This is a genomic window from Halioxenophilus aromaticivorans, from assembly GCF_042850945.1.
GTDB classification, from domain to species: domain Bacteria; phylum Pseudomonadota; class Gammaproteobacteria; order Pseudomonadales; family Cellvibrionaceae; genus Halioxenophilus; species Halioxenophilus aromaticivorans.
Window position 1 is genome coordinate 481136 of the sequence record NZ_AP031496.1, and the last position, 20175, is coordinate 501310.

The 20175-nt window shown below is 54.3% G+C and carries 13 protein-coding genes; 5 read left to right on the top strand and 8 right to left on the bottom strand.

Features of this window, described 5'->3' with window-relative positions:
- Positions 1-64 precede the first annotated feature (64 nt).
- A complete protein-coding gene (locus ACGHM3_RS02245; RefSeq protein WP_345419383.1) occupies positions 65-1852 on the bottom strand; it encodes an NAD(P)/FAD-dependent oxidoreductase in 1788 nt (595 codons plus the stop codon).
- A 207-nt stretch (positions 1853-2059) separates the two neighbouring features.
- Positions 2060-3961: a sigma-54-dependent Fis family transcriptional regulator gene (locus tag ACGHM3_RS02250; protein WP_345419386.1), complete on the bottom strand. Its 1902-nt coding sequence runs from the start codon at positions 3959-3961 to the stop codon at positions 2060-2062.
- Between the two features lie 410 nt (positions 3962-4371).
- Between ACGHM3_RS02250 and ACGHM3_RS02255 the strand changes: the two genes are divergently transcribed.
- Positions 4372-5151, top strand: coding sequence for a tetratricopeptide repeat protein (locus ACGHM3_RS02255; RefSeq protein ID WP_345419388.1), 780 nt, complete (start codon positions 4372-4374; stop codon positions 5149-5151).
- 110 nt (positions 5152-5261) lie between these two features.
- Here ACGHM3_RS02255 and ACGHM3_RS02260 read toward each other — a convergent pair whose 3' ends face one another.
- Entirely contained in the window at positions 5262-6167 is a 906-nt protein-coding gene (locus ACGHM3_RS02260) for a sugar phosphate isomerase/epimerase (RefSeq protein WP_345419390.1), read from the bottom strand.
- Positions 6168-6423: 256 nt separating this feature from the next.
- Between ACGHM3_RS02260 and ACGHM3_RS02265 the strand changes: the two genes are divergently transcribed.
- From ACGHM3_RS02265 to ACGHM3_RS02280, 4 genes are all read left to right on the top strand, one after another.
- A complete protein-coding gene (locus ACGHM3_RS02265; RefSeq protein ID WP_345419393.1) occupies positions 6424-7206 on the top strand; it encodes a hypothetical protein in 783 nt (260 codons plus the stop codon).
- Positions 7207-7330: 124 nt separating this feature from the next.
- Complete coding sequence (locus tag ACGHM3_RS02270; protein WP_345419396.1) at positions 7331-7750, top strand: hypothetical protein; 420 nt, start codon at positions 7331-7333, stop codon at positions 7748-7750.
- A gap of 3 nt (positions 7751-7753) precedes the next feature.
- Positions 7754-8872 carry a sensor histidine kinase gene (locus ACGHM3_RS02275; protein ID WP_345419398.1) on the top strand — a complete coding sequence of 373 codons (1119 nt, stop codon included), beginning with the start codon at positions 7754-7756 and terminating at the stop codon, positions 8870-8872.
- A gap of 3 nt (positions 8873-8875) precedes the next feature.
- Positions 8876-9475, top strand: coding sequence for a response regulator transcription factor (locus tag ACGHM3_RS02280; protein WP_345419401.1), 600 nt, complete (start codon positions 8876-8878; stop codon positions 9473-9475).
- On the opposite strand, the gene ACGHM3_RS02285 is transcribed toward ACGHM3_RS02280, so the two are convergent.
- The 5 genes from ACGHM3_RS02285 to ACGHM3_RS02305 form a co-directional block, all read right to left on the bottom strand.
- Positions 9472-10251: a hypothetical protein gene (locus tag ACGHM3_RS02285; RefSeq protein WP_345419404.1), complete on the bottom strand. Its 780-nt coding sequence runs from the start codon at positions 10249-10251 to the stop codon at positions 9472-9474. The two genes, ACGHM3_RS02280 and ACGHM3_RS02285, sit on opposite strands and share 4 nt — an antisense overlap.
- A 124-nt stretch (positions 10252-10375) precedes the next feature.
- Complete coding sequence (locus tag ACGHM3_RS02290; RefSeq protein ID WP_345419407.1) at positions 10376-10858, bottom strand: chemotaxis protein CheW; 483 nt, start codon at positions 10856-10858, stop codon at positions 10376-10378.
- A 154-nt stretch (positions 10859-11012) separates the two neighbouring features.
- A complete protein-coding gene (locus ACGHM3_RS02295) occupies positions 11013-11936 on the bottom strand; it encodes a chemotaxis protein CheB (protein WP_390517751.1) in 924 nt (307 codons plus the stop codon).
- A 60-nt stretch (positions 11937-11996) separates the two neighbouring features.
- The gene (locus ACGHM3_RS02300; RefSeq protein ID WP_390517752.1) at positions 11997-19238 is read right to left on the bottom strand and encodes an Hpt domain-containing protein; all 7242 of its coding nucleotides are present in this window, start codon (positions 19236-19238) and stop codon (positions 11997-11999) included.
- Positions 19239-19325: 87 nt separating this feature from the next.
- A complete protein-coding gene (locus ACGHM3_RS02305) occupies positions 19326-20147 on the bottom strand; it encodes a CheR family methyltransferase (protein ID WP_345419416.1) in 822 nt (273 codons plus the stop codon).
- Positions 20148-20175: the final 28 nt, after the last annotated feature.

A 20175-nucleotide genomic window follows, 5' to 3' on the forward strand; every position in this document is an offset into this window, starting at 1 on the left:
TTTACCCGCTGTCTTCTGAGAAATGTTTAGTCGATCGCAGCGTCCCTGCCGCGTGTAAAGTGTACTAACTCAAATGATGTACTTCCTGCAGGCCATACACCGGCGTGTTTAGTCCCTCCATTCGCGCCTTAATTTGCATGGATAAATACAAGCTGTAGTGGCGGCTTTGGTGTAGGTTGCCGCCGTGGAACCAGAGGGCCTGTTGTTGCGTGGGTTTCCACATATTGCGTTGTTCGCCTTCCCAGGGGCCTGGGTCTTTGGGTGTGTCGGAGCCCAGCCCCCAGCATTTACCAACTTTGTCCGCCACCTGTTGCGAGATCAATTCCGCTGCCCAGCCATTCATGGAGCCAAAGCCGGTTGCGTAGACTATGAGGTCCGCCGGTAACTCGGTGCCATCGTCCAAAACCACGGCGTTTTCTGTGAGATGCGATATCTGGCCGCTGGCCAGTTTTATGTCGCCGTTGGCTACCAGCTCGCTGGCACCGATATCGATATAGTAGCCGCTGCCTCGGCGTAAGTATTTTAAAAATAAGCCGGAGCCATCGGCGCCCCAATCCAGTTTAAAGCCGACGTTTTCCAAGCGTTGGTAGAACTCCGCATCTTGCTCGCGCATTTGATCGTACAGCGGAATGTGCCACTGGTGCATAATTCGATAGGGCAGGGAGGCGAAGATTAAATCGGCCTTTTCGGTAGACATGCCGCCTTGCACCGCCTCTTCTGAATACAGTGAGCCCAGGGCAATTTTCATTAGGCTATCGGAGCGCACAATATGGGTGGATGAGCGTTGTACCATGGTTACATCAACATCGTTTTCCCACAGTGCCGCGCAGATATCGTGGGCGGAATTATTGGAACCGATAACCACTACTTTCTTACCTTGGTAGGCATCGGGGCCGGGGTGGCGGGAGCTGTGTTGTTGTTCGCCGCGGAAGGTGTCCTGGCCTGGGAAGCTGGGGATATTGGCTTTGCCCGACATGCCCGTGGCCAGGATCAATTGTTTGGGGCGCAGGGTGACGGGTTTGCCATCACGTACGACATCCACCAACCATTCGCCGGCTTGTTCATCGTAGTGGGCATTTTCGCAGCTGGTGCTGCTCCAGTAATTTAGCTCCATTATTTGGGTGTACATTTCCAGCCAATCGCCCAATTTATCTTTAGGCGTAAATACTGGCCAATTGCTGGGAAATTTTAAAAAGGGCAGGTGATCGTACCAAACCGGGTCGTGTAAGCAGAGCGACTTATATCGGTTGCGCCAGGAGTCACCGGCGCGGGGATTTTTCTCAATGATAATGGTGGGAATATTGAGTGCTTTTAACCGTGCGCCGAGAGCGATACCGCCCTGGCCTCCGCCGATGATCACACAGTAGGGTTGCTTGGTGTAGCCCAGCTCGGCGGCTTCCTGTTGTTTGTCTTCCAGCCAGGTGGTGCGCTGTTTGTCATTGCCGTGCTTGGCGCCCATGGGGCGATTAAAAAACGTGGGTGACTCAAAGCCTTTAAGCTCCTGCAGTGTTGTTAGCAGTGTCCACACTTTGCCGTCCCGCAGGCGCACTAAACCGTAACCACGGCCGGCGGCGGTTTCAAAATTAAACCAGGCTTCGATGGCACCATCGGTTTCGGTAACGGCTTCGTGTTCCGCCAAACTGAAGTTTTTTGGTTGCACGGAGGGTAATTGCGCATCGAGCATATCGCGCACGGCAGCGGGGGATTCAACGGTTTTTAAATTCCAGGTAAAGGCAACTAGGTCTCGCCAGTAGCATTCTGGATGGAACAGTGCGGCTACGGCTTCGGTATCACCGGCCTGTAGCAGTTCGCTAAAGTTTGCAAGAAAAGTATTCGCCTGTTGTTCGATCATGGTTATTGTCCTCTAGAGTTATTATGTTGGCCGTAGTGGGCGCGGTTAATACGGCTAACGGGTCTAGAGCAACGCCTGTGCCCAAAGTAAAAAAGTGCGTAAATAGCTGATTTTCTTAGCTTCTTTGACGCTGACTTGTTTTGAAGAGCGTGGCAGGGTGTGGCGCTGGCTGTGGCATGCAACACGGCTTGCCACAGTTTTTGAGTCTTAATTGGTGGGGTTTTTACGGCGCAGGTGGCGGTAGATGGTTGAGCGATCTACACCCAGCTTTCTGGCGGCGGCGCTGACATTGCCATCGCATTCAGCAATGGCTTGTTCAATACTGCAGCTTTGCTGGCGTTGAAGCCCCTGGGGCACTCGGCGCAATAAACGCTCGGGTAACTGCGCGAGCGTTAGCCTGTGGTCGTCGCTTAGCAGCAGGGCAAAGCGCAGGGTGGTGTCCAGCTCGCGTATGTTGCCGGGCCAGGCATACTGCGCAAAAAACTCGGTTACTTCCGGGCTAAGCTGGGCATTGACGGCATGCTTTTGCGCCAATACTTGAGCCAAAGGTAAAAGGTCCTCTCGCTCGCGCAGGGCCGGCAGCCAAAATTCCGCACCCGCCAGGCGGTGATATAGATCGTTGCGAAAATCGCCGCTGGCCATGCGAGACTCTAAATTGTGTAAAGTGGCCGATACCACGCGGATATCCAGTGGCGTAGCGCTGGTGGCGCCCACTCGCAGCACTTCCCCCTCGGAAAGAACCCGCAGTAAACGGGCCTGCAGGTTACTCGGCATATCGCCAATCTCATCTAAAAACAGCGTGCCGCCATTAGCGGATTCAATCAGCCCTGCGCGGCCTTTACTGGCGGCGCCGGTGAAGGCCCCGGGGGCGTGGCCGAATAATTCTCCTTCGATTAACGACTCTGGAATGGCGGCGCAGTTTACCGCCACAAACGCTCCCGGTCGGCCAGATGCCGTGTGAATGGCCTGGGCTAAGCGTTCTTTACCGGTGCCGGTTTCGCCTTGCAGCAACACCGGCAGGTTGGTTTTGGCCACGCGGCTGCACTGCTGTAGCAATGCCGCCATGCGTTGGTCGCCCCAGTGCAGCTCGGCAAACGCCGGGTGCGGTTCTGCGTTGTTGCTGCGTGTGCGGCTGGGCAGGCTAAGGCTTTGGTTTAGAGGCGTCCAGTCCGGCCCCTGGAGGCGCGCGTACCAGCTGCTGTTGTCAGTGGCCAGCAGCATACGCTGGGCAGGCTCTCGGTTGCGTGCCAGGCGGGCTAGGTGTTCGGCATCGGTTTGGAAGAACCGGCTAATGGGTTGCCCCAGTAGCTTCCGTGGTTGCCGCCAGGAGCAGCCCATCAACGCGGCTAGCTCTCGGCAGGCGCTGTGGGTCATGCCCACCAGGCGGCCATCGGCATCCAGGGCAATAGCGTGCTCTGGGTCTACGTCTAAAAAGGCCGGCTGGCGAGAAAAGCACAGTACCCAGCCGCGCCGCTGTTCGTGCATGAGGTTGGCCAGCTCAACGTGGCGAGCAGACTGCCGCACTAGGTGCAGTGCAAGATTTTGGCTGATTTTGGGGCCGGGTGGCCGCAATAGGGATATGTCTAATACCGCTGCCAGATGCCCGTCCGGATTGTAGATGGGCGCGGCGGTGCAGCTTAAGGGCATGTGGGCGGAGTCAAAGTGATCTCCCTGATGGATGGTCAGCGCTTCTCCGGTGACGATGCAAGAGCCGACACCACAGGTGCCAGCTCGGGCCTCAGACCACTCCGCGCCTAGGTACAAGCCTGCTCGGCGCAGCTCCGATTCAAACCGGCTATCGCCAAAGTAGTCGATGGTTACGCCTTCGTTGTCTGCCAGCAACAGCACGTAATCGTGGCCGGCCACCTGGCGGAATAATTCGTTCAGCCCGTGGCGGGCAATATGAATTAGGCGTTCGTTGCGCTGGCGGTGCTCGCGCAGGCATTGCGGCGACACAATATGCGCCGGCACCTGTTGTGACGGGTCCAAACGGTAATCGGACACGCAACGAATCCAGGAATTAACCACGGTGGCATCGCGCTGGGATTGCTGCCCATCGAGCACCTGCTCGATTTCCGTGACGTGACGAACTTGGTTAGAAACAGCCATAAGCACCTCGTGCTTAGGACAATCGCCATACAGCCGGTCGATAATCGCTATTATTTGTTATTGTTATCCTGAAACAGCATCTTTGATGTTTCGCGGAGCCGTTAATTCTCTTTTTATTGCTAGCCAATTCAATCACTTGGCCATTGAAACTAGAAGCACTTCTTAGTTCCAACGCCGTGCGGGGCCCGTTGGCCGGATTTTATTTGTGCGCGGCATTTTGCCGGTACTTACGCTAATGGCCACTATAACGAGTGGGGTTTGTTGCTGTCAAAGTGGCTGCTGGTGGTGATCTGTTGTCTAGGGATGCGGCGATTTACGCTCTGGTGTGATTATCATTGGTTCAGTCAGTCATTAACTTCTGATTCGATCTGTAGGCTTTTAGGAAAATGTGAGTTTAACTGAGGTGAAAAATGGACTTATCCAAATTCTTTAAGCGATTGATGCCACAGCGGGATGTGCCGGGCGAGAAAGAGCCGGATGACGAAACTAAGAATACGACTGAAATGCTACATCAAGCCATGGATCTTGCGGGTGACGAAAATTACCTTGCCGCAATAGATTTGTTGTCAGAAGTGATTTCCATCGACCCTAATAACGCCCAAGCTTGGTTTGAGCGGGGAATGGCAAATCTCGAATTGGATAATGATAATTCTGCTCTGAGCGATCTAGACCGCGCATTAGAAATTGCCCCAGATTTCCCCGGCGCGCGCGAGTGGCGTGCTCGATTATTGAGTTCTCTTGGTCGCTTCGAAGAAGCGGCCCAAGAGCAGAAAGCAATTCTTGAGCGCAGTGCCGGTGCTAAGGAATCGGCTGGTGTTAATCCTCAGGCTTGGGCGGATTGTGCCTCGTCGTTTATTGCCGCACAAAACAACGAGCAGGCGGTAGCGCTATTGGAGTCGTATTTTTCTCACCACAGTGCTTATGTAAGCACCTATGCAGTTTACGAAACCGCTCCGATGCGTGCGCTTTCCAAATTGTTAATTCAATCTGGCGATTTTTCTAGCGCTGTGGAGTTTGCTCAGAAGGCGTACGAAAGTGAACATCGCGTGCCTGCTGATATTCTGGCCTACGCACTAGCCTTAGAAGCAGCGGGAGATAAGCAAAAGGCGAGAGTATACGCAGAAGAGGCAATGGGAATTAATGATCAGATGCCGGGATGCAAAGAGATCTACGAGCGATTAAAAAACTAAACCGCATTGGAGCGGGTTTAAAACACGGGGGACGTATTTAAACCCCGCGGCGGTGGTTGCTCGCCACGGGTTTATGCTACGTTTAATCGCTACATTTGCTCGAGATGGCGTTAGCGGTTTAACAATTCTCGCTCAATGCGCTCACGAGCCTCTACCGCTTGCACAGCCATTTTCTCCGGGAAGCCAAAGTAAGACACGCAAGAAATAGCATCGCCGCCCACTTTAAAGGTTTTATTGGCAAAGTTCATATCGCGTAGGGTGGCAAAGATCTCATCAAAGTTAACGTCACCTTCGCCCATGGCCAAGTGTTGGTGCACGGTAACGTCAGCCTTTCCTCGGCCGTTTAACCACGGTGGGTTGACGATGTAACGGCAGTCCAGTTCTTGGTTAAAAGTGTCGGCAAACAGTACGTGGGAAAGTTCGTCGCCGGCGTATTCCAACATGGAGCGCACGTCGCCCTTACCCTTGTCGTAGAAGAAGCCGTGGGCTGCGGAGTAAACGTAGGCCAGGTTATCGGAGCGGAAAGATTTCACCATGTCGCAGGTTTCGTTATTGAGCTCGCAGAAATCGTAGGGGTGAGATTGAATCTCTACCCGAATGCCTTCTTTTTCAAATAATGGCAGTAACTCTTCCATGGAGCGGAACCACATGCCATTGCAGATTTCTTCCTGGTTAGGGTCGCCGGAAAGCTCGGTGTTAATGACTTGCACATCCATATCCACGGCAATTTCGATCAACCGCTTCCAGTTGGCCACGGCGTGTTGGCGCTGCTCTTCACTGGGGCCAGACCAACGATACACACAAATAAACGAGGAGATTTCTACGCCGGCCTGGCGCAGGGCTTTTTTGTATTCTGCTTCGCACTCGCGGGAAAACAGCGGGTGCTTATAAAATGGGTTGATGCGTGGGTGCGGCGATTGCTCAATGTACTTGTAGCCCCAATCCGCCACCTGGTGCACCATATCGGTAATGCTCATTTGCTTGGCTAATACATCCACATCGAAGGCGATTTTCATGAGTGTCTCCACGTTATCGTTATTGTGTTGGGCCGAGCATTGCCACAGCCAATTCAGTGCATCAGCCGGTATGGCTGCTTGTTTTATTCACGGTGCTTTGCCGGTGGTCTCTTTGACTTGCAAGCGCTACTTACTCGCAAGTGCTTCGCGGGCAAATGGTTTAATGGCATTGCAAAACCACCAATGAAACAAATAGTTCAAAATAGTAAAACGTAGAATATACGGTTCATTTGGCGTTTTCAAACGGAAATTGCGAATGCCGGCAAATGCCCCAGAGCAAATGCCACAGCGGGCAGGCGTTACACGGATCGATATTCACAAAGAGGCCGCTATGAAAGACTTCTTCCAGTACTATCACCGAGTCAGCGACGGCCAGGCAGCAAACTGGGTAGTTGCGCAGTGCACCGGCCCGCGCCATAGCTTACATACCGTGGTGCCTACAGGGTTTGAAGCCTACGCACGTATTGAACACCCCTACTGGCGAGTGCCAAAACCAGCTGGGCCAGGTAACAGTGTAGAACAGCTGATTGCTGTGCCCTGCTCGGAGGTGCCACCGGCTGCCAAGGCCGCGCTCTATCCGGGGTGTGGCTACGCCTATGATGGCATAGAGCCGCCTTTGGAGGGTGAGCTGTCACCGGCCGCGGTGCAAAGCGTGTTTGCCGTGCTGGGGCAGGCCAGTACCGCAGAGCAACCGGTGTACTGCGGTATCTGGGAGGGCTTCGGTTACTTGCGCGGTGAGCAGGGCATCGCCCAGTTTGCTAGCACGCTGGGGCAGGAGTATCTGCTTTTCCAGTCCACCTTAGCTGAGGTAGAGCAGGCCTGGCAGGCCGCCTGGCGGGAGAGCCAAGCTGCGGGCTTTTTGGGTGTATCTGGGTTTGTGCCCAATGCTCTGTGGCCAGCGGATAGAGCTTGGTATCTAGCTGTACCTTTTCAAGCCACGCGTTCGTATTTGGCTGGCTCGCAACAGTTGGTGCAGGCGCTGTATAGCGCTGCGGATTTGGAAGTGTCCCAGGCGGAGCCTTTGGAGGAATTCTTCTAGCGGATCTGAGGGCTTAAAAAGATCTGACAATTGTCACCTCACATCAATGACTGACCACACTACAATAGCGCCCAGCTTGGTTTCACAATCTTTCTAAATTCACAGGAGAAAGAGGATGAAACCAATGAGTCTTAAAAAGTTTGAGCAAAGCGATTATTGGCGGCGAGCGCTCAGTTCGGAGGGTGCAGCCGGGGGAATTTTATTAATGGGTTGTTTTGCGTTGGGCTTTTCACAATTTGCTCTTTCGCAGCTAAGCCTTTCACAGCTAGATCTTTCACAGCTAGGCCTTTCACAAATAGACAGCGGACAGCTAACATCGCTACAGCAGATGATATCGCTTTGGGCAGTAGTGTTCGGTGAGCCTAACGGGCTTGCTTTTTTGCTAACCCTGATTTCGGAAACAATGACCGGTAGTATGACAGACGCAGTGGCAGATACCTTGGTAGCCTACCTACAACAGGGTGTAACGGAGCTACAAAGCCTGTTGCCAAGCACAGTAGCCTTTTGGCTAGGTGTGGCAGCAGCTAATGTGTGGGAGGTGTAGATAATGAGCTCACTCGACATAACAAATTATACTGCCCCTGCGATCAAAAATAGCCCGGCAGAAAAGTGGAACCTTATTTCCGCACTGTTTACGTTATTTTATTTTTTTACGCTGTACGCAAACTGGGGGGAATATTCCAGCGCTTTCAAAGTGTTCGCTTTCGTGGTCTATGCAGCTTACATGGCGGTGTATTTTTATACCTTGCGTGTAAGCGGAAACGACGCGGTAGTGCCGGTGGCAGCATTGCTGGCCATTGCTGTGGTGGGCACCTGCTTTTATTCCGGTAGTTATATTCTTTACAGTTACGCAGCATTTTTTGCTGGCTATTATTTTAAGCGCAACCACGCAATAGCCTTTTTGGCGCTTACAGTGGCGTGTTTGCTGATTGCGGCAACCCTGTTGGAATTGTGGCACTGGTATTTTATGGGGCCTGCGTTGTTGCTTACGGTGGGATTATTTTTATTTGGCCGCTTTAGCTTGCAGGAGGCATTTCACGATTACGTAAAAACCCAACAAAGCGAAAAGCTAGAGCAATTGGCCGCCATTGCCGAGCGAGAGCGCATTGCCAGGGATATGCACGATTTATTGGGCCATTCGTTGTCGTCCTTGGCCTTGAAGTCGGAATTGGCCGATAAACTGATCGCTAAGCAAAAAATAGAACAAGCGCAGGAGGAGATTCGCCAGGTGGCAGAACTTTCCCGCGCTACCCTATCGGAAATAAGAGCCGCCATCACGGGGTTAAAGCTCGAGGGTTTGGCCGGCGTGGTTGATACGTTAAGCCAACAATTAAAGCAACAGGGTTTTGATGTTAAACAGACGGTAGAGTTGCCGGCACTATCGGCTAAGGTCGAATCCGCATTGATCTTTTTGTGCAAATCCTGGGTGACCAATATTCTGCAACACAGCTCTGCCAATACCGTAGCCTTAACCTTGCAGGCAGAAGGCGAATCGATTGTGTTGAGTATTCAAGATGATGGCAAGGTAACCAATATAACGCCGGGCAACGGAATCTCCGGTATGCGAGCGCGGGTAAAAGCGCTGGCCGGCGAGATGACTCTCGATACCCATCACGGGGTAAAGGTGTCAATCACTTTGCCTTTATTGGCCCAGGGCGAGGTGTAAACCATGAACGTGTTGGTGGTGGAAGATCAGGCTTTGGTGCGCGGTGCTATTGGCAGTTTGCTGGGCTTGGAAAGCGGAATCGACGTGGTGGGCTTGGCCGAGCATGGCCAGGCAGCGCTAGCCCTAATAGCCAACAACCCGCCGGATATTGTGCTCACCGATATTGAAATGCCAGAAATGACCGGCCTGGAGTTGGCGGCGGAAATCCAACGCCATCACAGTCAAATTCACGTGGTGGTGATGACCACGTTTTCTAAATCCGGTTATATCAAACGGGCATTGGATTTGGGGGTAAAAGCGTTTATTTTAAAAGAGCAGCCCACCGAGTATTTAACCTCGGCATTAGCGGCGGTGATGCAAGGTAAGCGAGTGATTGAGCCGGAGTTGGCATTGATGGCGCTAGACGATAACGACCCGTTATCCGACAAAGAACGCCAAGCCATTCGCTTGGCCGGGGAGGGCATGGCCACCAAACTCATTGCCCAGCGCCTGTGCTTATCCGAGGGCACGGTACGCAATTATTTATCCGAAGCCATTGCCAAACTCAACGCAACCAACCGCATTGATGCGGCTCGTATTGCCAAGCAAAAAGGTTGGATTTAGCCGTCGCTTTCCAATGCTTCAATATCCGGCTCGCCATCTTCAACGTCAACACAACCCAAACCCTGCCCATAACCCATTAAATAGGCTCGGCGCACGTTCCCTCGGCTGGCGGTTTCGGCTTTTATGCGGTCTTTTTCATCGGCGTTGGTGGCGGCGCGGACGGACTGGATCACCGGTTGGAATGGGCCTTTGATGGTTTCTACGGCCATATCTTTAAAATAGCTGCCCAAACGCTGCATGGCCGTGGCTTTGGCTTGGGGTGGGGAGTCTTCGGCTTTTTCGCCCAGGCCGGCGTCGATCATGGCGATTTCTGCATTGATCTTTTCACAATTGCCGATTTTCTCTGCTGCCAGGGCCTCTTCGTTTAACTCAGCCGTGGAGTTGGTCGCGCTTGCTTTGGCGTCGCTTTGGTCTTCCGTGGTGTTTTGCGCGGTTTGGGTTAATAGAGTTTCGTCACCTGGGGTTTCTGCAGCCAATTTATCTGCGGCTAGGGTATCGGCGGCCAAGGTTTCGGCAATAATGGCTTCGGTGTTATCAATGCTATCGGCGTCGGCTGCCAGCTCGGCCTGTTGGATGCCGTCTTGAAGTTTGGCTACGGCCTCGCCGATGTTGTCATCTGCGGTGGGCGAGCGATATAGGCTGGGGATGTCCTGGGGCTTGAGGGTGACTTTGTTTTTAAGCCCCAGATGCTGGCTACTGGAGCAGCCAGCTAGCGAAAAGAAAACCGAGAATAAAACAACTGTGCTGAGCGCAGCCTGTGTGTAATTGCGATTCATTTGCCACCTCACTATCAAAACTATGAGGGCACTATAACCATATTTGCGCCAAATAAATGCGGCCAGTGGTTATTTTTTGGCGGTATTTGTAAATTGAGTGCTAAGGCGGGCGCGTCTCTGGTGGTTAGTCCATATCCAACTCTAAAAAAGCGCGTTCCAAGGCTGCGAGATCGGGGATGATGGCTTCTTCGGCGGCCATGGCTACGTGCATTAAATCGTAGGCTTTGGTTTCTACGCCTTCTACCTCGTGGACATGGGCGTTTTCTACCTGGGCTAGACGAGGAATGCCCTGGGTGAGTATGGCGATATAGGGCAGGTCGTCGCTTACGCCGGTGGTGTTTAAAATGCCGATGCGGCTGCGCGAAGCCACACCTGGATAGCTGCCGCCATTGATCATTTCATAGCAAACCAAAGGTATTAACGTGTTGCGCCAATGAACCTCGCCCTGGTACCAGTCTGGCCCGCGGGAGCCTCTGGAAGGCAGGCTGTAAGGAATCATTTCCGCCACCGACACGGTAGGTAATAACAGGTTTTGGTCGGCCATGGGTAGCAGTAAACAAGGTAGGGTATCCAGGGCTTCTTGGTCGGTGGTTGTAAGGTCGCTCATAGTGCTCTCTTGTCGTTCTGCTGCTGGCTCTGGATTGAGAAGCAGCACGTTGTTATCTCGAATAATCAGTCTGTTGGTTGATGCGCGGCTGTGATGGCTTATCAGCGTAATTGTGCTAATGGCTTTCAGGGCAACGGTTAAACCGGGCCAATCGTTAAGCCCGACCCACCGTCTCGGCCAACTTGGCTGCCAGCTCTGACGGCGTAGCACTGTAGCTAGCACAGCCGCTAGCCCGCACCGCCTCGGGCATGGCGTTAACTACGCAGCTATCCGGTGCTTGCGTCCACACCGTGCCGCCTTTACTGGCATATAGGCGGGCGGCGGCAGCGCCGTCGTTGCCCATGCCAGAAAATACAATGACCCCGCCTAAATGCCTTGGCCTGCGGTTAAATTCCACTGCGATGCCGTCCAAGGAGGGGTGATAGCGCCCGGGCCAAGGGTGGGCTTCTATCAATAAGGCATCATTGGCCAAAATAGTCAGCCGTTGGTCGCTGGGGGCGATAACGATGTCGCCGCGCTGCAAGCGTGCCCCGGTTTTGGCAGCTCGAGCGTTAAATCCATTGCGGCCGTTTAGCGTTTTCACCAAATGGCTTTCAAAGCCAGGATTAATGTGCTGGCCGTACAAAAAGCCCACCGGGCACTGGCCGGGTAAAGCACTGATAAATTCAGCCACAGCCTCGGGGCCGCCGGCGGAACCCATCAGCAACCACACTTGGTCATTTGACACCCCACCCGGGATGGTGACCTCGGCCAACATGCTGGCCACCTTCAACGCGATTCGTCTGAGCCAGTGCGCTCGTTGGTCTTCGGCTTTGGGTAAGGGGCTGTCTAGGTATAGTGTGGGCATGTCCCCCAGGCTGTGCAGCCAGTGGTCAGTGGTGTCACTGTCCGCTTCCAGGCTCAAATCCACCAGCGCCAATTGGCAGTTGGCCAACTCCGCTGTAAAACCGGGCCAACCGCTGCTGGTAACGTTGGGCGCCACCAGCACGCCAAATCCCAGACCGGTGACGCAAGCGGTCAGTGCTCGGCGAACTTCGCCCTGTTCGCTGGCGATGACTATGACTGTTGGCATCGCCATACCTAACTGTGCTCGTTAACGGCTTTGGCCGATACTCACCGGTGGGTTACCGGCGCGCCGCTAAGCAAGGGTCGCGGCTTGATTGGTTAATTCTTTAATGCTGGCCAGCAATTCGTCCTCTTGGTAGGGCTTACCCAGGTAATTATTTACTCCGAGCTCGTAGGCTCGCTCTCGGTGCTTACTACCTGTACGCGAGGTAATCATAATAATGGGCAGATCGCCCATATGGCTGCTGGTGCGAATATTTTTGGCCACTTCAAAGCCGTCCATGCGTGGCATTTCGATATCCAATAACATCACATCGGGAACGGTTTCCTGTAGTTGCCGCAGGGCGTCCACACCGTCTTTGGCGGTGATCACGTTGAAGCCCTCGCGCTCCAGGAAGCGGCTGGTGACCTTGCGCACGGTTACCGAATCATCGACGATCATTACCGTACGAATGGGGTCTTTTTCGGGGGTAATGTCAATCACTTCACGCTGGGATTCTTGTTGCGGCGCTTCGATAACAAAGGCCTGAGCCACTAGGCGGCGTACCAAGGCCAGCATGTCTAAAATTACCACCACTGAGCCATCACCCATCACGGTGGCACCGGCTAAGCCTTCCACATTACCAAACTGCGGGCCGATGCTTTTCACAACAATCTCTCGGCTGCCCAGGAGAGCGTCTACCTGCAGGGCAACGGAGTATTCTTGTGAGCGAACTAATAAAACTGGCAGTGGCAGGGCGTGGCCGTCCAGTTGTGGTTGGTAACTTTCGTCCACCAACGAGCCTAGGTATCGCACTTTGTATTGCTGGCCGGCGTATTCAAAGCGGGAATCCGGGGTCGCGTAGTAGTGGTCTAGCTCGTAGGGGCTTACCCGCACAATACCTTCAATGGCGTTTAGCGGCACGGCATAAACATCTTCACCCAGAGTTACCATCAAGGCGCGGTTTACGCTGAGGGTGAATGGCAGGCGCATTTTAAAGCTGGAGCCTTTACCCTGTTTGGAGTCGATACTAACCGCCCCACCCAATTGTTTGATCTCTGAGTTCACCACATCCATGCCCACACCGCGACCCGATATGTGGGTAATGGCCTGGGCGGTGGAGAAGCCCGCGGTCAAAATAAACTGCATGATGTCGTGGTCGGATAACTGCGCATCGGCGGCCATTAACCCACGTTCTACGGCGGTTGTTCTGACTCGGTCGATGTCAATGCCGCGGCCATCATCGGCCAAGTGCAATACGACTTCACCGCCGTCACGCTCCAAGGCCAGGCGAATAATACCGGTTTCGTCTTTGCCCATGGCAACCCGCGCCGAGGGCATTTCGATACCGTGGTCGATGGCGTTACGCACCATGTGTTCCAGCGGCGCGATCATGCGCTCCAGCATGGTACGGTCGAGTTCACCTTCGACGTTGTCCAATTCCAGTACGACGCGCTTACCCAGCTCGGAGGATACCTGGCGCACAATGCGGCGCAGACGCGGCACTAGGCGTGAGAAGGGCACCATGCGTGAGCGCATTAGGCCTTCTTGTAATTCGGTATTAATGCGCGACTGTTGCAGTAGCAGGGTTTCGGTGTCGCGGGTTTTATCAGACAGGGTGGATTTTAAATCCAGCAAGTCGGACGCTGATTCCATTAACGAGCGGGACAGCTGCTGCAGCGACGAGTAGCGGTCCATTTCTAGCGGGTCGAAATCTTCGTGTTGCTCCATTTGCTCCTGGCGGAACAAAATTTGGGCTTCGGTTTCGATGTCGAGCCGGCGCAGCTGCTCTTGTAGGCGCTCCAGGGTGAAGTCCATTTCGTCGATGGTGTGGCCGATCTCGTTCATTTGTTCTTCCATCCGCGCTCGGGAGATGGAAGTTTCACCAGCTAGATTAACCAGTTCTTCGAGCAGTTCAGCGGCCACTTTCACCGATTCTTGGGCGCCGCGCTGGGTGACCTGGTTCCTGGCAAAGCTTTGCACCGGCGGCCCACTGATCACCTCGGTTTTGGTAATGGGGGTGAGCGGCATCAGTGGCGTTTCTTCAATGGTTTTACGCGGCGCAAAGGGCACCACGTTGCCTTGCTCTTCGCTGCGGGCGACTTGAATGGCGGTCTCGGTGGCGGAGGATTCCGGCGCCTTATTATCGGCCATATAGCCGGGTTCTGGCTCGTCGTTGTCGCCTGCCTCGGGGATCAATTCCAGCTCGGATTCGGCCTCGTCGGTTGGTTTCTCGGTCGCCGCTGCTTCTTCGGAGGAACCTTCTTCCAAGGAGATTGTTGCTTCTGGTTCTACTGCTTGTGTTTCTTCATGTTGTGGTTGTTCAGCTTGTGAGCTGTCAGCGGTTTGCGCTTGGGCGCCTTTATTCGCGAGGTTATAGGGGTTTTTATCTAAGCCGAGTTCGCCGGCACTGATCAGCTGCGCCAAATGCGGTGCGGGCTGATGCCGCAGGTGTGCGTTGATTTCTTCGGTACCGGTAAACAACAGTTCGTAGTAGGCGGTTACCTTGTCAAAGAAGCTCTGGCCCAATTCGCCATTGCCTTCAACGGTGAGCAGTGTTTCAAAGTCGTGGGCAACTTCACCCAAGCCCATAACGCCGGCCAGCCGGGCGCTGCCTTTATAAGTGTGCAGGCAGCGTTGCAGCTCATCCAGGTTTTGGGTGGCTTCCCAATCGCTGGTCCAATCGTGCACGGCGTGGTCGATTTCTTCTAAGATTTCACCGGCTTCCTCGGCAAACAGCTCAACAATTTCAAGGTCGAGCTCGTCATCGGCAACAGCATCGGTGCTGGCGTCGATGGTGGTGGTAGTGGCGGCGGCCAGTGGCGCGGCAAAGGAGTCACCGGTGGCAGGCTCTGCCTCTTCCGTGGTTGGGGGGCTGTCTTCGGTGCCTGTGGCCGTGTAGGAATTCGCTTCGTTGTCCTCAGCAGATTCCTCAGGTTCAATATCGGTGACAGCTTGGCCGGTTATATCTTTCTCTTGGGTTGGCTCCAGCGCAAACTCTTGTTCGGCTTCGGCTTCGGCTTCGGCTTCGGCTTCGGCTTCGGCTTCGGCTTCGGCTTCGGCTTCGGCTTCGGCTTCGGCTTCGGCTTCGGCTTCGGCTTCGGCTTCGGCTTCGGCTTCGGCTTCAGGCTTCTCTTCGGAGCCCCATTCTATGCTGGTGCCGTCTGATTCGGATTCAGACGCTACTTCTGTTTCTACTTCTACGGCTGTGGTTTCTACATCAATGCTGTCAGTTTCGGCGGCTTCATTAATGTCTTGTGCCGTTGCATGGGCGTCAGAAGCCTCGGCTTCTGTGCCGTCACTATTAGCATCACTAACGCCATCAACTTCATTGGCTTCAGTGTCGAGAGCAGTGGCTGCGACACCGGCCGCTGCGGTGCCCAGGGCGGCAGCATTGGTAAACCATCCCATGTCGGAGCCGCCATCCTGTTCTGCTTGCGGATCAGAGGCTTGGTGGGTACCTGGCTCAGTAATGTTGTCGCTGTGGGAACCCTCAAAGGCTGCTGCTTCAGCGGTGAGCGTCCCATCCACTTGTGCGTTAGCATCGTTGGCATCGGCATCGGCATCGGCATCGGCATCGGCATCGGTTAGAGCTTGGTCGTCAGCCTGCTCGGGCTGTTGATCCGGCTCATCCGGCCACTCCGCCATGGTCTCGTTGTGGTCGCTGATATCGTAGGGCTGCTCTGGGGTGGCTGCTGGGCTTTCTTCGGTGGCACAGGATTCCAACAGCAGTTCGATATCGGCGCGCAGTTGAATGGCTAGGCTGGGCACGCTTTGGCCGGCGGCAACGCAGTCCACCATGTCCAGCAGGGCATCGTGACTGCGCAGCAGTACATCAAACATACGCTGCTGATTGGGCACGCGCTCGGCAATTGCGGCAGTGTATATTTGCTCAAGGAAACTGGACAGCTGCTCCATCTCTGGGTGGTTGGCGTGGTTGGCGCCGTTTTTAAGCAGTTGCACTTCGCTCAATACGGCGTTCATTTCCAACACGTCGATGCCTTCCAATTGCCAGCGGTTGATCAGCTGGTCGGCATCGAGCAGTAGGTTCATTTCTTCGGCCATAAAAATGGCCAGTAATTCTGGGTCTACCGGTTTGTGTTCGCCCGCTTGGCCATCTTGCTGGCGCTGAATCGGTACCATGGTGCGTTCGCGCAGTTCTTCCACGCGCGCGATGTATTGATCCAGCTTGGGAATCTGCAGCGCTTCGTCGTCAGCAATTTGCTGTAAAACGATGTTGGTGTATTCCACGCCGTCTTTGATCAACTGCAGTAAATCGTCATCCAAAATAATTTGGTAGGTTCTCAGCTCTTTAATGAGGTGTTCCAGCGGCGTGGACAGCTGAGCTACGGGCTGCACATCGGCCATATGTGCGCCGCCTTTTAGCGTATGCAGGGCGCGCTGCATGGCGTCACTGGGGGTGCCGTAGAGTGGTCGCGCACGATCCATCTGGGCAATAAATTCGTTGATGACTTCCAGATGGCCGGTGGCCTCGGCGCTGAAAATCTCCCACAGTTGGGCTTGATCCTCATCGGCATCACTTTGGTTGTTTTCGTCATCAAGCGCCTGGGGCTGAACCGCCTCTGCACCGTCGGTAGCTGCCTGGGATTCAGCGGCTTCTGTCTCTGCTGGTTCGTCATGGATGCCTGGGCTAGCGTTATTCAGCGCAGTGGGCTGCTCGCCTCGGGCGATTTGTTGGGCCGCTTCCATGTAGGTGTTGGTCAGCGCAGGCTCTGGATTGGGCTGGCGTTGCTCGAAGGCATCGGTTAGCGCCGGCAACAATTGCATCACTTGGTCTACCAGGCCGGCTTGGTTGGCATCGGCAGTGATGGATTTGTCCATCACTTTGTTGAACATATTCTCTATGCTCCAGGCCAGTTCGCCGATATCGCTAGCGCCTACCATGCGGCCACTGCCTTTTAAGGTATGGAAGGCTCGACGAAGCTCCGTGAGGGCCTCGTTATCTTCCAAATTGGCAGCCCAGCGAGGGAAGTATTCGTCGATGGTGGCGGTAACCTCTTGCGCCTCTTCCACGAAGATTTCCAAAATTTCTTCGTCGATGGGCTCTTCTTCTTCCGCTGTTTGCTCGGCCTCAGGTGCTAACTGTTCTACCGAGGTGGGAGTTTCAGAGACCTGGTTTTCAGAGACCTGAGCTTCAGAATCAAACGCAGGGCTGGTGTCGGTTTCGGCTATCTGTTGATCGGTATCGCTGGTTTCTACTGCTGGGGCTTCGCCGGATTCTGGGCCAACTTCGGTTTCTATCTCAGAGGGCTCAGCGTCTGCACTTGGTTGCTCAGAAATGAGAGGTTCTGGCGCAAGCGTATCCTGCGCAGGAATCTCCGCATCTGTAGTGTCTGAATGTGCAGTTACTGCATCTGAAATCTTTGGCTGAGTAGTTTCAGCCTCAATCTCTTGCCCTATTGTTGGTTCTGTTGCTGGGGTTTCGGTGGTTGACTCGTCGGTGACTTGGCCGTTAGCCGAGACGCTTTCATCAATCTCTTCATCGGCGGGCGATGGGTCGCCCTGCTCGGTGTTGGTTTGCTCGGGCTCAGCGGCGTCATGGATGGGCGCGGCAATGGCGTCAATGGGGGTATTCGGTGCTGGCGAAGTGTCGCTGTCTGGTGTTAATGGCATAAAGCCTTGCTCGGCGGCTAGGGCACCGGCTTCGGTGTAGCCTTGCAGTTTACGCACGCTGTCTTCAGCCACCATCAACAACATTTCGTCGTTGTTTTGGTTATCTTGGCTGCTGAGGTGTTCTAAATAGTATTCGATACTGGCGATGGCATCGGCCAAGGTATCCAGGGCGCCCCATTCCGGCACCATGCCTTCGGAGAGTAATTGCTCGTCAATGTACTCGGCACAGGCACCCAAAACGGTGGCAGCACGAGATAACGGCACCATGTCCAATCCGCCGCGTATTTCGCGCAGCAGTTTGGGAACGTTGATCAAATGCCGGCGATCCCACTGGCTGGCAATGTATTCAATGATGCAATCTTTGGTTTGTTCCAAACCGTTGCGCGATTCCGCCAGCACCACCTCTTGGGCAATATTGAGTTGCTGGGCTTTTTGTTGTTCTAAGTCATTGCGGGCCGTGGCCACGCCGCGGCTTAGGGCATCTAAGCGGCCTTCGATATCGATTAAATCGCTGGCAATAACAAACAGTTGTTGATCGGTGTATTGCCCGCTTCGGGTGATTTCTTCCAGGGCGTCTACCTGGGCTAGCATTTGTTTGCGAATGTCTCCCACACCCAAAATTGCCAGGGTGTCGGCCACCCGTTGTGCGATGGGCAGGGCGTCGTTCAGACTATTGATGGTGGAGTCGGAGGATAGGCAGTCGTCCAAGCTCAGCTTAATGGAGCGCAGCTCTTCTTTTAACGCCATCACCACCGATCGAATGGCTTCTGGGTCGTGTCCTAGGGACAGTTCGTCTTCGTCGCCGTCGCCCAATAGGTTGGCGTCTAGCTGGTATTTTTCTCGGATGCGGGTAACCGATTTGCCATTGCTGGTGGCAATGGCCACGTAAAACAGCAGGTTGCGCAGCAGCTCTTGGTCGCAGGGTGATTCCAGTACGGCAACGCCACGGTGCAGTAAAATTTTTAGCTCGCGGTTGAGTTGGCGCAGCAGCAATTTAATGGCTGGGCTCAGCTCCAAGCCGTTTTCGGCCAGGGCTTCAACCACGCCAAGCGTGACATCCCACAAGGCTTGGTTGGGGGTGCCGGAGGTGAGCTTGTATTGCCGGGCAATGACCTTGTGTAAGTAGAGGATGTTCTCCCGCGGTTTTACGCCGCGCACAATGGCGGCAGCGGCAAACTGATACATCTCTTGCAGTTTTTTCTGCAACGATAGGTAGTGGCTTTGGTCGCGGTTAGCTTCAATGCGCTGGCTTTTGATATTTTGCGCCGGGCGCAGGTCGGGATTAAATAGGCGCGATTCCGACATCAAGCAATCGCCGCGTACCGAGCGCAAATCGTTCAGCAGTGGCAGTAACACTGCGGGTTGATCTCGGCGCTGGGTTTTGATGCGATCTAAGTACACCGGCAATTGCAGTATACCGCGCATTAGGGCTTCTTGCGCTTCCACCACATATTGCACGCGCTCGTCACACAGGGCTTGCGCCAGGTGTTCCAGTTCTTCGGCCAGCAGCGCTGCACCGTAAAACTCCACCATCTGCAATGAGCCGTGTACCTGGTGAATATGAGCCAGGCAAAAGCGGATTTTGGAATTGTCGTTGGGGTCGTTTGCCCAAGCTTCCAAGGCTTCACGCGCGTGGGCCAGGGTCTCGTCAATTTCTTGCGTTACCCAGTCTAAGGCTGCGAAGTTTCTCGTTTCTCCCATTGCGGAGCTGTTCCTTTAGTCTAGTCGTTGCGCTGTTGTGCTCGTGTTATGTTGGTATGCTTGGCAAATGCTTCAGCGTTACCGAGTTCAGTGCCGTTGATAGGCCTGCACGCCACCCAGGTTAAGGGCGGTTAAATGGCTATTTTGCCAGCCCGGTAATTCACCGGAGCCAATAATGAGCAGGCCACCGGGTTTGAGCCGATTGACCAGCTGGTTTAACAAAGCACGCCGGCGCCAGCGGCGAAAATAAATAAGGACGTTTAAACAAACGATTACGTCCATTGGCACGGCGACCACAGAATCGATATCACACAGGTTGCCCCGAATAAACGTGACGCGATTTTTGATCGCCTGCTTAACCCGAAACTGTTGTTGCTCCGGGTCGAAAATAGCGGCGATTTCTGCCGCTGTTAACTGTTGCAATCGGCTCTTGGGGTAAAGGCCTGCGCGGGCGGTTTGCAGTGCCGCTGCGCACAGATCCACACCCGTTACCGAATAATAATTGCCGTGGCCGGACTCATTAGGCTCGGCCAGCGCTTGCTGCAAACTGGCGGCTAGGCTGTAGGCTTCTTCGCCGGTGGCGCAGCCCAGGCTGCAAACGTCAATGCCAAACCCCTGGGTTTGCGTGGCCAGCTTTTTCCGCACAAACGCTTGAATTCCTGCCAGAGCTTCGCGATTGCGAAAGAACTGGGTTTCTTTTACCAGTAACCGCGCCAGTAGCGATTGCCACTCCGGTGGCGAGGAACACACCTGGGCGTAATAGCTGTCGGCGTCTTCCAGCCCAAGGGCCTGCATGCGCAGTTTAATTTGGCTGCCTAGCAAACTGGCTTGTAGCGCGCCTAAATGCACGCCGGTGTCTTGTTCCAGTTTGTTCGCCCACAGCGCGATTTGTTCAGGTTGCAGTTGCACGATGGGGGCTTTTTCACCTAGCTCATTA